Here is a 14,913-nt window from a genome sequence, read left to right as displayed (position 1 = left end):
CATGGGATGTAAAGCGCCAACACCACCACCATACAAACCCGGTGACACAGTGAAGAGGCCCGCGCCACCGCCGCAGCCACCGCAAAAATACAAAGCGAAACAAGGAATAATTATGGAAGCACAAACTAACCCAAAAATCACAGCACAATTGGCTGTTGATATCCTTAATCAAGCGTTGTCACTTGACCCAGATTGTATTACTGCACTGGTATCGCAACGAGTAGAATGTAACGCGGCATTAGCCCATGGCTCTGAAGTAGCTTGCGGTATGTCTAAAGGCAAATACATGACTGGCGCGCTTGGAATTATTAATTCACTGGTCAAAGACGGCGTTGTTGCTGCACAGTTTACGGATGACAATAAGTTGGCGGCGTTTCAGGTTTACAAATAGTTAACTGATAATTTTGAACACCATAGCCGCCGAACCGAGCGGCTTTTTCATGCCTGAAAAGTAGCGATTCCAACCCCGCACGCCAGACGTCACCAGACGCCCGTCACGCCCTCGTACCCCATGAACATTCATTGAGTCCTAACCCAACCGAACGCAGTACCACGGCCCGCTCAAGATCGATAAATAAGGGTATCAAAACCCTTTGCGCGCAATGCTATCCCCGCCACGCCTGCGCGCTTTGTAGGTCGCTTTTCATGCACTTGCATGATCCATTGAGATCCGCGCCGGAACTGGCGCTAACAGGGGAAATAGGGGAGGGGATCAACATGCGGAATCATGCACTATATGCATGCATGACCCAAATCACGATGGGAGGCCACACATGCATCATTTTATGGGGGATTTATCAGTGCGATTTTTTACCGTCGGCGTTATAGAAAATCTCATCATAATTTTGGTTCGCGACTATCTGGCTGGTCAGGTCTGATATCAACGACATGGCGACAAGAAACTCACTATTACTGCACTGCGCAACTTGTGAAACTTCAGCAATAAATTTAATTCTTGATAGCGTTAGTTCTCTTTTATCAACGGGTTCCATGCAGGCTCCTTATTATACTGTATTTATGTACAGTATTAATTAAAATATTATATAGGTCAATACTGTATGCAGTTATTTAGCCTAATCAGATGATTGTGACGCGCTATATGTTGTAAAAATAATCCTATGTGACGCGTCACAATGGTTTAGTTGCGTTTATTAATAGGCTGTTGATACCTTTGGTCTGCCAACATGCCGCCTCACCGCGTAAACAACATCCATTCGGATCACCCGGCAAGGTATCGCCACATTTGCCGCAACGTTGTTTACCCAGTTCAGCCAGTTGCTCTTTTAGTCGCTGGTTATCTTGCCGAATCAGCAGCGCGATATATTCCGGTAAATCGTAGGCTGGCCGGAACAGACGCCGGGCGGTCATGCCCTCGGTCAGCATCGCGTATTCTTCTGGCTCCAGTCGGGCGCGAATCTCATTGATACCGGCAGATTTATCACGCTGGCGCTGTGCCTGTTTGCGGGTAGTTGCAGCGGTTTTAGTCATGGTTTTTCTCTCAGGTAGATTAATCATCGAATTCCAGCCAGTCGGACAGTGCCGGGTAATGGATCACCGCATCACCAACAGCCATTTTTGCCCCACGGGCTAACGATTCCAGTTCCCAACGTTGGGCGCTGATATCTTTCAACAGTAAATCGTTGCGGATTTGGGGGATGCGCTGGCGTTCTTCGCGGGTTAAACGGGCGGATGGCGCAATAAGTCGGCCCTTGGTGGGGTCATAACTGCGTTGCATCTTGCTTATCGTTGGCTGTTTCTCTTTAACGCGGGCCACAATCGCCCTCACGGCGGCAGTGTCCGACCAATCAATAACGGCGTCCGGTGGGTATTCCATCGCCATCACAGGCGTTTTAGCCTGCCCGTTGGGGTCATTTTGCGCTTGAGTGTTTCCACCTAACCCACAGTTATTGACAGGACTCCGAGGCGCGCCAGAGGCGCTTTTCAAAGTCAAAAGCTCAACGTCAACGGCACCAGCAACGATGCGCCATTGGGTTGTGCGGGTTTCATGAATATTGTCAGCGCCTAAATGCGGCGCATAGATACCGACGACTTTCTGTACTTCTTCATCGTAGGCGTTGAGTTCATCGGCGACACGCTTGGCTAACCGGACGGTCTGGTTGCCGCAATTAGTGCCACCTTGCGCCATGATGTAGGCAGCAAAATCACCCTCGTCAGCCGCATGGCGCACAGCTTCCACGGTTTCGTCGAAAGTCTCGGCCAGACTAATAGAGCGGATACGGCGACACTCGCGATAGACTCCCATGGAGGGAAGCCCAATCGGGCGAAATTGAGGGATGCGCCACGTTGCCGCCCACGCTGTTACCGCCGCAGCGGAGTCAGTCAGCAGCTCACCGGTTTCATGATCACGTTCACCCTCAAGCGCATAGCCGTCGATATTCTTGGCAATGTATTTAGCGATGTAGCCAGCGGCCCCACCTTTGTTCATGTGCTTGCACTCAAAGCGATATTTAGCGGCTCCGCGCTCGTCACTATCTTCTTTCAACGCATAGCGGCGCATGATGTCGATTACCTGCTGGCGCTGGCGGCGTTGGCAAAACAGCATCATGTGCCAGTGCGGTGTACCGTCATGGTGTGGCTCAACCACACGCATTCCGTAGACGCTTAATTCGTTGTCTTTAAAGGCGGTGCGCATTTTGCTCCAAATCTTGCAGAGATAGCGCTGGCCGTCTTTGGGTGAATAGGCTTCATCATTCCACTTATGATTAAGCTGGACTTTCTCGTTGTCGCCTTTCCCCACAACGCGGGTCGGGTGATATTTTGACGGGGTGGTGATGGTCAGGAATATACCGACGTGCTTTTGATCGGCCGCATATTTTTCCGTGAAAGCGATGGTGTTCATTAACTCCATACGGCGAATTTCCGGATTAGAAATACTCGCCATCACCTTATCAATCAGGTCGATGCGCTCACCGGTTTCAATGTTTTCTAACTGGCAGCTTTTGAGATATTCCAGATTAGACTGGCGACGCGCAAACACCTCACGGATAGCCTGCTTACTGGCATAAGAAGACGCTGACTTATCACGGCTGACATTACCGACAGCAATCAATAACGCCTCCCGCCAGCGTGTTCTCTGCGCTTTGAGTTTGCGCTCCCACCATTCGGGATTAACCAGCCGTGACAGACTGGCGATAGCAGACGTGATATCTAACCGGCCTTTCAGATATTTGCGCCAGTGCATTGGGGTGATATTAAAAGCGCGCGCCATTCTGGCAAGATCGCCGAATATCCGTACCTGCGTATCGGCCTGCAATAAAACGGCCCTGTCCCCCTGATTAGCCTTAATGCATTCATCACAATGATGGTTGTACGCCACCATTAGCTCATCACCGATTTTGCGGGCAAAGCGGCGCAGCTCTTTATCATGCATACCCGCTAGGCTGGCATAGGTTGGTGCATCAATGGAAAAGCTCATTGATGCACTGAGGCGCATAACATTTTTGCTATTGACCACCTGAATACGCGGCCAGATACGCTGGTCAAAGACAAACACCAGCCATTTATTAGCGTCGTTTAGCCCTTTATTGGCTAACAGGTATTGATAGCGAGAAATAAACTGGCTACGCAGGAAATGAGGCAGATTATGGATATTGGCTAAAACTGCTTGCCCCTGAATCAGTTGTTCACGGGTAAGCGGTCTTTGAATGCCGGGCAAGGTTTGGCGCGGTTTACTGCCGGGGTAGGCGTAAGCAGGAACAGCAGCGCCGCTGCCCGGATAAGGCAGCGGCGGAGTTGGGGTAATGCGGCCACGGATTGAATCTGTCATTTGGCTGAAAAGGCTTCTTGGCACAGTTTACCGATACGACCAATTTCATTCCCAAGTGATGCAAAACTATTAATCTGCGCTTCACCTATATTGCGCTTTATTAATCCCTCAACTAGTTGGGCAATAGTTGGATAATAAGCAATTGGCTCTAAACGTTCCTGCCCCTCACTTTTACCTTTTTGGCTTACTTTTACTTCATTAAGAATAAATTGCAGACTGTCAGAAGTAACAACGTGTTTTTCACCGATTTTAATATGCATAATAAATCCTTTATTTAGGTAATAAGTTAGGAGAGTGAAAATCTTTAAATCCTTTCTCACATAATTCAGCAAGGCGTTTAGTTTCCTCAACCAACGCCGAAATAGAATTAATGCCTGAACGATAAATACGATGATGAATTAAATCACTTACCAAACTAACTCTTGTCGGATAATGAGCAATTACCACCAATACCCTCTCATTCTCTTTGGTGAATCTAATCTCGTTAAGCACGAGGTTTGGAATACGTCCTAGAGTTTTGGTTGGCTCACACAAAGTAATTGCGTAACGAGCATCAATGATAATTTCGGCAGTCATCAGTGTTGCGCCTGCGCTTGGTTAAGAATTCCCTCGGCTATTTGATTAAGCAGCTCCGCCGCCTCTACACCGTTCAATTCTCGGTTTAGGATTTGATTAGCAATCTCATCCAAACGAAATGAAACCAGCGCGGCCTGATTCTTTCTTTCATCCCTGCGCGCTTCATTGAGCATTAGCTCCATTGATTCAACTGACATCATTGTGACTGAGCGGTCACTGCCCGGCTTGGCCGGGTCTACGCCCATCCATATATTTTGGGTTGTATTCTGCATAGATAATTCCTGTTTTTAGGCAATACGAAACCCGGCGAGTAAAACGCCATGTATTGTGTTTATGGTTAATTAATAATATTCAACGTGCAGTCATCATTACTGACAAATGACGGCAACGAACGAGTAAACTCAATTAAATAATTCAACGCTTCAACTACACTTTCTCTTTCTGCTGGAGTTAATTCTGAAAACTGCATATTCACATGGCGACTTTTTAACCCCGCATGAAAGCAAATTGTTTTACGCAAATGTGCCGGTGACTTATCAAAAGCCTCCTGAGCAATATTCTTTCTATTACGTAAATATTTTTCTTTAATTTCAGCAATACGAGCAATGCCCGTCATTCTCAATTTTTCAGCTTCCGTTAATTGCAGCATATATCCCCCAATCAACACCCGAGCAGACGGCGTAATATTAGCGTCTTCTTTTCAGAGGACAATTCTTGTAAAAGCGCCTTTTGATTACTTCCCGGCTTCCAGCGCTGGCCGTTCTTTAACTCCAGCACGCCATGGCCGAAATGGCGCAGGTTTACCGGGTTTTGCTGTTTCAACAATGGAGCAATAGAAATAATCATAAAAACACCTCAACTCAAACCAGCGACAGCACTTAAGCCGCTAATAACATCAACGGTTGAAGCAAGCGCAGGGGTTGATTGAATGCGCGCTTGCACTGTCAGGCCAATCAGAGACAGATGACGAATCGCAGTATTGACGCTGTCCAGCAGAGCAGATTTGCTGAATGCTGTTTTGTGATTACCTTGTACCGCAGCGGCTGCAATAGAACCCACGGCGGCAGTAGCATGTAGCGCATAAGTCGGGATATTGCCGGGGCAGGCTTCATTGACTGGCACAGATGGCATGCAATTGATTTGTGACAGCAGACCGTCTAATAACGTTGGGTCTTCGGTCTGGTCGGTAATGCGTAACAGCTCGTCAACGGTCAAACGGTGCGGCTGATCGGGGTTCAATTTATTACGTAGAACCTGCGCCGCTATCCCTGCGTTTGCTGCCAGCTCGACTAAGTTGTGCTTTAACGCAAACTGGCGGCAGGCGTTATCAAAGTGCGGATGTTTGGACACTGAAAAATCAAACATGGCTTACTTCCTCACATATGCCGACAATTAGTTGGCAAATTTGAACATCGAACATTACTGGTTTGCCGCTTCTTTAGTGAGAGCGATCATATTTACGAGAACCTTTTCCATTTTGCGAACTTTCTGGCGGATAGGTAGACGACCATCTTTCACCATGCCACGGCAGGTTTCATAAGGGATCCCGCTCAATTTTGAGAACTCGGGCAGGGATAAATAAGGAGAGGTTACTGTGATTGCAAGGTTTTGCATCATGGTGCATCCTGTAATGTGTGGTTAATGCGGGTTAATTTGTGTCTACGTACAATAATGAGGAATTTAATCCTCAAATGCGTACGAGTCAATATTATTTCGGCGGGAATATTGAATGATTTTTAGTGGCGGACAGGCTGTTGTTGATAGGTTATTGAAAGCCTACGGTTTTTCAACGCAACGTGAGCTTGTAGGAAAAATAGGTGTTGGTCATGGAACAGTAAGCACGTGGATTAAACGTGGGTATTTTCCCGGCAAAGAAATTGTTCAGTGCGCTCTTGAAACGGGCGCATCTTTACAATGGTTAGCAACTGGGGAGGGTGAACCGTGGGAAGCCGACAAAGCTACTAATGAAAAAGAACATGCTAAATTAATTCAGCATAGAAAGTTGGTTGATGGATTGTTAACCGATGCCAGCCCCGTATTACTTGATCCTGAATTACTTCCAGTACTGATAGATGAACCTGAGTTAATTTCTTCACCTAATGCCAAGAGTTCATTTCTGGTTGAGCATCAATTCAAGAAAATCACTGATGGCCTGTGGCTTATTGAAAAAGCGGGAGTGGCATCTATCAGTGAGCTTACCCGTTTACCCGGTGATGTATGGCGAATCAATGATGTCAATTGGCCGGTTAGTGAAGTCAGCATATTGGCGAAAGTTGTTGGGGAAATTGCAGCTTATTGATCACCATTATGAGATTTATCTAAAACAATAATGGGGTGCGAACATGAAAAGGAGTTTTTTACCATCGTGAATGAAAAGCGTTTGAGCGGAGGAATTGCGGCTGTAGAAAGAATGATGCGAGCCTATAATTTAAAGGTGCAAAGAGAATTAGCTACTTATTTAGGGGCCGGAACGGGAACAATCAGCACTTGGATCAAACGTGATTATTTTCCGGGCAAAGAGATTGTGCTCTGTGCTTTAGAAACAGGTGTTTCATTGCATTGGCTTGCAACCGGTGAGGGGGAACCTCGGGAGCCGGTTAAATCTGGATCACAGGAAACCGCAAAATCTATTACTCGTAAAAACCTTGACGATGGCTTGCTGATAGATGCATCCCCTGTATTGCTTGATTCAGAATTGTTGTCTGCACAGACCATTGAACCTGAGCTAATTTCGCTTTCTAATCAGAAACGCTATTTCTTGGTCGAACGCCAATTTAAAAATGTTGCTGACGGCCTTTGGTTGATTGAAAAAGCAGGAGTGACCTCGATTAGCAATATTGTTCGTTTACCGGGTGATGTATGGCGAATCAATGATGTCAATTGGCCAGTTAATGATGTCCGCATATTAGCGAAAGTGGTCGGGGAAATTTGTCTGTAATGATGACTCTATCAGTAAATCAAAGAAAACCTGTACACGTTAGTTTTTAATCAGATGTTTGTCGTGTTGCATATCAAACATTGACTACTGTTTTTATATACAGTAAATAGGCCCAAGGGATTATTCTTGAGGACTTATTTATGGCAGTACGGAAGTTACCCAACGGGAAGTGGGTCTGTGATTTTTACTCAGATGGCCGTGACAGTAAGCGGGTTAGGAAAACCTTTGTTACTCGCGGTGAGGCGTTGCGCTTTGAACGTGAGCAGTTAGCGCAACGTGGTGATCTGGATATTGACTACACACAGGCAGAGACTGCCGCGCAGAGGTTAAAAACATTGGTCGGTCAGTGGTATGAACTCCACGGGCGCTCTTTGAGTGACGGTAAAGCAAGATTAGATAAACTCAATATCCTGTGTGATAACTTGGGCGATCCTGCTGTTGCTGATTTTGACCGGGAAGTGTTCGCCAAATACCGCAAGCAGCGTTTAGCCGGTGAGTTTAGTCGTAAGCCAAAACACGGAATCGTTAAACCGCCAAAAGAGGCAACGGTCAACCGCGAACATGCTTATCTGCGAGCTGTTTTTAATGAGTTGAAAAGGCTAGGGCATTGGAATCATGCGAATCCGCTGGATGGCGTCAGGTTATTTCGTGAAAGTGAAAACGAATTAACTTTCCTTTATGAGGACGATATTAAGCGTCTGCTGCATGAGTGTGACAGTTCCAGCAACAAAGATCTCGGTATCATCGTTCGTCTCTGTCTGGCTACCGGTGCGCGCTGGAGTGAAGCGGAGCAACTAAGACAAGCTCAGGTGATGCCAAATAAAATTACCTATATCAACACCAAGAGTAAAAAGAACCGTACAGTCCCTATTTCTGCGGAACTGCATAAACTGATTCCAAAGATGAAAGGGCGCTTATTCGTCAATGCCTATGATGCATTCGGTCAAGCTATCGACCGGGCTAAACTGGTGCTACCTACCGGCCAGTTAACTCACGTTCTACGCCATACTTTCGCCAGTCATTTTATGATGAACGGCGGCAATATATTAGTACTGCAACAAATCCTCGGGCACTCCACTATCCAAATGACCATGCGCTACAGCCACTTTGCACCGGATCATTTAGAAGCGGCAGTGAGTTTGAATCCATATGATCGGCTTTAGATGGGTTATATAAATGATAAGAAATGTATTGGTTTCAAATGTAGCAAGTTATGGGTCTATACCTGAAAATTTAGGACCTTTAGGGGTGATTAATTATATTTATGGAGCCAATGGGTGTGGAAAAACGACAATATCCAATATTTTAAGAACCCCTGAAGCCTATAATGAATGCTTGATTGAATGGACTTCAGAAAGGAAGAAGGTACTAGTATATAATAGAGATTTCGTTAGGGATAACTTTGCTCAAAGTGAGAGTATAAAAGGTGTATTCACTTTAGGTACCGAAAACGTTGATATTAGAGAATCAATAAAAATAGAAAATAAAAAAATAAAAAATAATTCTGAAAAATTAAATAATGATAATGAGACATTAGAGAAATCAAAAAACAAGCTTGATAGTGCAGAGGCTATTCTGAAAGATGCACTTTGGAATATTAGGAGAAAGTATGATGAAAAAATAAAAGATGCTCTGCAAGGATTTAGAGGTAGCAAAGATCTTTATTTTAATAAAATAATGAATCAAATTGATAATGCAGAGGAATTATTAGAGATTGAGGAGCTTGAAAATAAATGCACTACCTTTTTTAGATCAAAACCAGAAAAAATAGAGATACTAGAATGTTTAGTAAATAGTTCAGATGAAATTGAAGGTAAAGAAATATTTAAACAGTCTATAGTAGGGAAAAATAATGTAGATATATCTAATCTAATTAATTACCTTAATAACAGCGATTGGGTTTTAAAGGGTAAGGAGTACCTTAAAACATCTAATGATAATTGTCCATTTTGTCAACAAAAAGTTAGTGAGAAATTCAAAAATGATATAGAGGATTTTTTTGACAAAACATTTGATGATAAAATTAATGAATTAAGTGGAGTAAAGGAAAGTTACTTGCTATATAGAAGTCATGTTGTTTCTACTCTTGAGAAATATTTAGGGCATAAAGAAAATTACTATATCAGCATGGAAAAATTATCCGCTTTAGGAAATGAGTTTAAAGAGATATTTAACTACAATATAAATTTGATAGACAATAAGATCTCGGAACCCACCATTATTATTAAGTTGAAGTCAACACACTCTACCGTTGAAAAAATTAATAGCACAATAAAAAATTGTAATGATGCAGCTGAAAATTATAATCTCACAATAGATAACATCCAGCCATTGAGAGATATTATTACAAAGCAATGTTGGAGATATCTCTACGAGAAATCAAAAGACTTAATTGATGTTAATATCAAGCAAACACAAATAGACCGTTCAATTATTATAAAGTTAGATGCGAAAATAAATAATATTAAAAAATTTATAGATGAATCAAAAATAAAAATTAGCAATCTAGAAGGAAGCATAAAAAGTATTGTTCCTACCAAAGAATTTATCAATGATATGTTGTCCAACTTTGGCTTTACTAATTTTAAATTAACTGAATCTGAAGAATCTGGATTCTATAAAATAATAAGAGATGACGGTCATCATGTTGCAAACACATTAAGTGAGGGCGAAAAGACATTTATAACATTTTTGTATTTTTTAGGGATGGTTCAAGGTGCTGTCGGTGAAGGGTTTATCACTGAGGATAAGGTGGTTGTGATAGATGATCCAATATCTAGTTTAGATAGTAATGTTCTTTTTATTGTAAGTACTCTTATTAGAAATATTATTAATAAGGTTAGGGGTAATGAAAGTGATGTAAAGCAGATTTTATTATTAACTCATAACATATATTTCCACAAGGAAGTGACTTACAACGGAGGTAAGGAGTTAAAAGATAATGAAACTTTTTGGATTGTCAGGAAGGATAAAAATAAGAATAGTATAGTTAAAAACTACAAAGACAATCCAATTAAAACATCATATCAGTTGTTATGGAATGAAGTAAAACAAGAGAATATAAGTGTTTCATCACTCCAAAATGTGATGAGACGAATTCTTGAAAATTATTTCAAAATGTTTGGTAATATTGATATTAATAATCTCGCAGATAAATTTGAAGGTGATGATAAATTTCTTTGTCGCTCATTAATTTCATGGGTTCATGATGGATCTCATTCGCTACAAGATGATTTATTTATTGATTCAGGTGAAATAGCTAGAGAGAGTTACTCTGTAATATTTAAGAATATATTCTATAACAATGGTCATCAGGCTCATTACGATATGATGATGAGGATAAACGGTCACATACATGATGCGTAATATCAATGTTCGTGACTACCATACCCACAACAACCCAAACTAACCCGCTATCGTGTTTGGTAACTCACTGATTTTACGTAAGTGATTGATTTGCAGATTGTCCTAAGAGTTTTTAAAATCCCTCGGCTTATGGCTGTGCGGGTTCAAGTCCCGCCCCGGGCACCATGGAAACAAATCTAAGTAAAACAAAGTAGTATGAGTATGTCGTTATCCGCCGAGAGGCGGTTTTTTTGTGCCTGAAAACGTTTTTCATAATATCCTTTCAGAATATTTTTTTCTGATCTCCTACGACAGGCACTATCGCAATTTTTCTATCATACTTGGCTGTCTGGGCTGTCTGGGCTGTCTGGGCTGTATTCTTGTGCTCTGAAATTGCCTGTTTATCGTATAGGGCGCAGCTAAGGTCGGAGATCCTCTAAGCTTTCAAATCATGAAAGGTAAAATCGAACGATGATTCAGAGTGTTGTTGTTACTTTCGTTATTGCCAACGTTATATACCTATTCGGGTACCGTGAATTCCGATTTCCCCATACCACCACAATGGATTTATTAGGCAATAGTGCAAAAAATTACGTCAGTGAAGCAACTGCATGATATATAGATATTAATTACGATGTTTGCAGTATTCAACTATTGGACTAATTCTTTTCTACTGCTCGCTCGGTATTATCAATATTCCATTCTGAATTAGGAATAATTATGGAGCTAGGTTCAAGGAACTTTTGGGGAACATAATGGCTATAACCATTTTTTTTGCAAAATTTTTTAAAATCGTAGAATGAATCACTGCGTGCTTTAAGGTAAATTTCACCTCGATAGCCTTCAACCTTCTGCTCAGAAAGCGCTAGTTTCTGGGCGATAGCTTTATTACTAGCATTTTGTAGCAAATAAAAAACCACATCAAATTCTTCATCAGTAAAAAAATCATCTGGTTTTTCAAATAATAATGTAAGAGGTAACTCTTGGTTAATATATTGTTCACCTGCGAGAAAATCCATTTTTTTGCCATGAAAAATAATACCTAAACACTCTTTTTTACTGTTTAAAAGTGGAAATTTATCGAAAAGATAAGGCTGTAATTTTTGTTCGCGGCCAAAATAATGTATCTCAATTGAAGATATTCGTTTTTTAGTTATCGCCGCTAGTTGCTCTTGTTCTCTGAATTGGGATGAAAATTTCGTAAAAGAAGGATGGGGTAGATCACCATCTGACAAACCTTTAATACTAAATTTGGGTGATAGATTTAATAGTTCGAGAAATGGGATATTAGCGTGCAAATAGCGCGAATCAAGATCTTTGAATCCCCATGCCTCATCACTGCTATCCCATAACAACCTTAATTGCGGCGGGATTTCATCTGGAAGACGAAGGTGTTGGTTATTTTTGCACATATAATTCTCATATTAAATTATTTATATGATTATATTAAAATATGAAGTTAATTAGCCTTTGTTGATAAAGTATAACTTTATTTTTAATCTTTTTTATGTTACTTATCTTATGATCTTCTAGCAAGTCTTTTATCTAAAAAATATATTATTCAATATCCATAAATATATTATATACACATTAATAAAATATAAGGAGAAGAATGAATGAATGGACTCCATCTCCTCGGTGACGATTATTCTGTGAGTCGTTTGCCTTTATCCGCCAAATCAAGTTTTATATCAGTTAATTTGGTCAGAGTGGGTGCAATAACAACATTAGCTCAATTTATGTTAGGTGCGACATTAGGGCATTCGATGACGTTTAACCAAGCAATGTTGGCTACCTTTTTAGGAAGTTTACTGCTCCAATTTGTTAGCCTCGGACTTGGTATCGCAGGCGCTCGTGAGGGGCTATCAATTAGTCTATTGGCTCGTTGGTGTGGTTTTGGTCGTTTCGGCTCGGTTATTATTGGCAGCGGAATAGCGATTAGCCTCCTTGGTTGGTTTGGTATATTAAATGCGGTTTTCGCAGATAGTTTGAATCACATGTTGGGGGATTTGATTAGTTTTAGTTGGGCTGCTGCTATCACTGGGATAGTATTTACAATACTGGTTGCATTTGGATTCAGAGCGCTTAGCTGGACAGCAAAACTAGCCGTGCCACTCTTTTTTCTGGCAATTTTCTGGATTTCGTTAAATCTGCTAGCAGGGCATAATATTGCTGATCTGGCCGTCGTCACTCCTACTGGGCCACCTACTACTATTGCTGCTGGTGCCACAATGGTGGCAGGGGGATACATTGTCGGTGCATTAATGACACCTGACATTAGCCGCTTTTGTAAAAATAGCAGGCATGTATTCTGGATGACGATGATCTGCATCTTGGTAGGAGAATTTATTGTCAATGGTATCGCCATATTGATTGCGCATGCTCTCAACACTGACGATGTGGTGACAATTATGATCCAAACATCTGGGTGGATTGGGTTGCTTACAGTTATTCTTGCTACCATCAAGATCAATGATGTTTGTTTGTATTCTTCATCGCTAGCCCTTACAAACGTGGTACAAGGAATAACGGGTAACAGGTGGAGTCGAACTTGGCTGACTGTTTTGCTCGGTATTGTGGGAACCATCTTATCAATGGTAGGAATTTTAGATAGGTTTACTGATTTTCTCACTCTGCTCGGTGTTGTATTTCCACCAATCTCTGGTGTCATGCTGGTTGACTATTATGTGTTGTGTACCAGCCGCAAATTGCTTGATACCTCTCGCCTGATGCAGACATTGCCTGAATCAACGGAATTAATTGGTTGGAAGGCTATCGTATCTTGTGTTATGGGAACTATCGGCGGTGTGAATATTGATTTTGGTATTCCATCATTTAATTCATTAATTATTGCCAGCACTATTTATTGGATAATTTGTATTATAAAGAAAAAATCATGATTTTAAAATAATACTGTTGTGACATCTACTTTACTACTTTATTAATTATTCATGTACCCATAGAGTATGTATAACTTATAGAGGCACTAATAATGATAGATAAAATCAATCACAAAAAAATAATTGGTTCTAAGGATGAATGTAATGGGTCCTACGGCTCGCTCTTATCATTTATGGAAAATAATGAAGAGCCATGGGGGGTGAAAGATTGTGAATCGCGATTTATGTATGTAAATAAAGCCACCCTTAAATTTAGTCAATTACTCATTAGTTTTAGTATTGAAGGCCGTTTAGATAATGAATGTCCGGCTCAGTGGGCAGAGTTTACGCCGGAGTTACAAAAGCAAGATCGGGAAGTTGAAATGGATAAGAAACGTGTGGCTATGATTCAGACTTGCTTGTGGGGGCAGGAACATACGCTTTGCGAAAAATATCCTCTGCTTGATAACGAAAAAGAATGTATCGGTACAATATTTCATGTAACAAAATTTAATTTTATTTCTCTATATGACTTATTTAATAAGAAAATACCACCAGTTCTGGTAATGTCCCCCCCTACAAATGATTTCACTAAAAAAGAACTAGAGGTGATATTTTACTTATTGCAATCCCTTAATTCTAAAGAAATAGGAGAAAGACTAAATCTTTCTAAACGTACTATAGAAAATAAATTGCAATTGATATACGCAAAAGTGAATGTAAATTCGCTAAGCAGCTTTAAAGAATACTGTAAAGTCGAAGGTTTTGATCGGTATATTCCAAAATGGCTTATTAATAGGGGCTGCGTATTTATTTAGACCATATGAAAATTTCCTTCAAGGGAGGTGGGAAATGAGTATATAAGGTAATAACCGTTTTGGGTTCGGTCATGAAATTTTTAAAAATGTGTCATAGGGAATAGGAAGCATTTTCATCGAGCGAGGATAGTCATGGGGGGCAGTGTGAACAATCAATTGTATATCTTTCAAAAAAACAAGATGTATACCAGCTGGTTCTCTCAACTCCATTGTATACACTCTTGATTATTCCCTTGGCAGAACTTATGGGTTCTTGTATCCCACGATCTAGTCAGAGTGATAACATCCTATCTGCATTTAGTTTTTCTTTTAAATAAATAGAAACATTCATTAACTAGCATTCCATTGATTGTTAATAATCGTGTACTATACGTTATAATTATGGATTTTGAATACTACAAAGGAGCAGTATGATGCGATTGGCTAAATTTGGGACTTTTCTTGTTTTATTTGTTATTTTGACCTTTCTTATTCCAGAAGTGTTGGTCTTGGTATTGTCAAGTGATCAGTTTGGCGATGCGATCAGCTATTTTAACTTTCTTAATACGAATATTCTGATAGCGCTCTATT

At 41.2% G+C, this 14,913-nt stretch carries 18 protein-coding genes; 7 read left to right on the top strand and 11 right to left on the bottom strand.

Annotation, left to right across the window (positions count from 1 at the left end; all coding sequences use genetic code 11):
• Position 1: 1 nt before the first annotated feature.
• A complete protein-coding gene (locus ACNSO8_RS20065) occupies positions 2-391 on the top strand; it encodes a hypothetical protein (RefSeq protein ID WP_418395652.1) in 390 nt (129 codons plus the stop codon).
• Between the two features lie 406 nt (positions 392-797).
• Here ACNSO8_RS20065 and ACNSO8_RS20060 read toward each other — a convergent pair whose 3' ends face one another.
• The 10 genes from ACNSO8_RS20060 to ACNSO8_RS20015 all read right to left on the bottom strand — a co-directional run bounded on the left by ACNSO8_RS20060 (position 798) and on the right by ACNSO8_RS20015 (position 5,980).
• Positions 798-992, bottom strand: a complete 195-nt coding sequence (locus ACNSO8_RS20060) for a hypothetical protein (protein ID WP_019079161.1) — start codon at positions 990-992, stop codon at positions 798-800.
• Between the two features lie 136 nt (positions 993-1,128).
• Positions 1,129-1,488: a hypothetical protein gene (locus tag ACNSO8_RS20055; protein WP_418395673.1), complete on the bottom strand. Its 360-nt coding sequence runs from the start codon at positions 1,486-1,488 to the stop codon at positions 1,129-1,131.
• A gap of 19 nt (positions 1,489-1,507) precedes the next feature.
• Positions 1,508-3,787 (bottom strand): replication endonuclease, encoded by a 2,280-nt coding sequence (locus ACNSO8_RS20050; protein ID WP_418395651.1) that lies wholly within the window; start codon positions 3,785-3,787, stop codon positions 1,508-1,510.
• Entirely contained in the window at positions 3,784-4,047 is a 264-nt protein-coding gene (locus tag ACNSO8_RS20045; RefSeq protein WP_020282762.1) for a DUF5405 family protein, read from the bottom strand. Before ACNSO8_RS20045 ends, ACNSO8_RS20050 begins: the two co-directional genes overlap by 4 nt.
• Positions 4,048-4,057: 10 nt before the next feature.
• Positions 4,058-4,363, bottom strand: coding sequence for a DUF5405 family protein (locus tag ACNSO8_RS20040; RefSeq protein WP_418395650.1), 306 nt, complete (start codon positions 4,361-4,363; stop codon positions 4,058-4,060).
• Positions 4,363-4,635, bottom strand: a complete 273-nt coding sequence (locus ACNSO8_RS20035; protein ID WP_020282760.1) for a DUF2732 family protein — start codon at positions 4,633-4,635, stop codon at positions 4,363-4,365. Before ACNSO8_RS20035 ends, ACNSO8_RS20040 begins: the two co-directional genes overlap by 1 nt.
• Positions 4,636-4,700: 65 nt before the next feature.
• Positions 4,701-5,012, bottom strand: a complete 312-nt coding sequence (locus tag ACNSO8_RS20030) for a hypothetical protein (RefSeq protein WP_408553874.1) — start codon at positions 5,010-5,012, stop codon at positions 4,701-4,703.
• An 11-nt stretch (positions 5,013-5,023) separates the two neighbouring features.
• Positions 5,024-5,209 (bottom strand): phage filamentation protein Fil family protein, encoded by a 186-nt coding sequence (locus ACNSO8_RS20025; RefSeq protein WP_418395649.1) that lies wholly within the window; start codon positions 5,207-5,209, stop codon positions 5,024-5,026.
• Positions 5,210-5,218: 9 nt separating this feature from the next.
• A complete protein-coding gene (locus ACNSO8_RS20020; protein ID WP_011192229.1) occupies positions 5,219-5,728 on the bottom strand; it encodes a phage regulatory CII family protein in 510 nt (169 codons plus the stop codon).
• Positions 5,729-5,782: 54 nt separating this feature from the next.
• Entirely contained in the window at positions 5,783-5,980 is a 198-nt protein-coding gene (locus ACNSO8_RS20015; RefSeq protein ID WP_080343458.1) for a DNA-binding protein, read from the bottom strand.
• 112 nt (positions 5,981-6,092) lie between these two features.
• On the opposite strand from ACNSO8_RS20015, the gene ACNSO8_RS20010 reads away from it, so the two are divergent.
• From ACNSO8_RS20010 to ACNSO8_RS19995, 4 genes are all read left to right on the top strand, one after another.
• Positions 6,093-6,662 (top strand): phage repressor protein CI, encoded by a 570-nt coding sequence (locus ACNSO8_RS20010; protein ID WP_418395648.1) that lies wholly within the window; start codon positions 6,093-6,095, stop codon positions 6,660-6,662.
• A gap of 66 nt (positions 6,663-6,728) precedes the next feature.
• Complete coding sequence (locus tag ACNSO8_RS20005) at positions 6,729-7,301, top strand: phage repressor protein CI (RefSeq protein ID WP_418395647.1); 573 nt, start codon at positions 6,729-6,731, stop codon at positions 7,299-7,301.
• A gap of 140 nt (positions 7,302-7,441) precedes the next feature.
• Positions 7,442-8,464 (top strand): tyrosine-type recombinase/integrase, encoded by a 1,023-nt coding sequence (locus ACNSO8_RS20000; protein ID WP_418395646.1) that lies wholly within the window; start codon positions 7,442-7,444, stop codon positions 8,462-8,464.
• Positions 8,465-8,477: 13 nt separating this feature from the next.
• A complete protein-coding gene (locus ACNSO8_RS19995) occupies positions 8,478-10,667 on the top strand; it encodes an AAA family ATPase (protein ID WP_418395645.1) in 2,190 nt (729 codons plus the stop codon).
• A gap of 638 nt (positions 10,668-11,305) precedes the next feature.
• Here ACNSO8_RS19995 and ACNSO8_RS19990 read toward each other — a convergent pair.
• Positions 11,306-12,058, bottom strand: a complete 753-nt coding sequence (locus ACNSO8_RS19990; protein WP_172653706.1) for a PAS domain-containing protein — start codon at positions 12,056-12,058, stop codon at positions 11,306-11,308.
• 204 nt (positions 12,059-12,262) lie between these two features.
• Between ACNSO8_RS19990 and ACNSO8_RS19985 the strand changes: the two genes are divergently transcribed.
• Together ACNSO8_RS19985 and ACNSO8_RS19980 are read left to right on the top strand one after the other, a co-directional pair.
• A complete protein-coding gene (locus ACNSO8_RS19985; RefSeq protein WP_418395644.1) occupies positions 12,263-13,546 on the top strand; it encodes a cytosine permease in 1,284 nt (427 codons plus the stop codon).
• A 95-nt stretch (positions 13,547-13,641) separates the two neighbouring features.
• Positions 13,642-14,343, top strand: coding sequence for a LuxR C-terminal-related transcriptional regulator (locus ACNSO8_RS19980; RefSeq protein WP_418395672.1), 702 nt, complete (start codon positions 13,642-13,644; stop codon positions 14,341-14,343).
• The last annotated feature ends 570 nt before the right edge of the window (positions 14,344-14,913 follow it).

The organism is Yersinia sp. LJYL362 (assembly GCF_048323875.1).
This window is presented reverse-complemented; position numbering and strand designations above follow the sequence as displayed.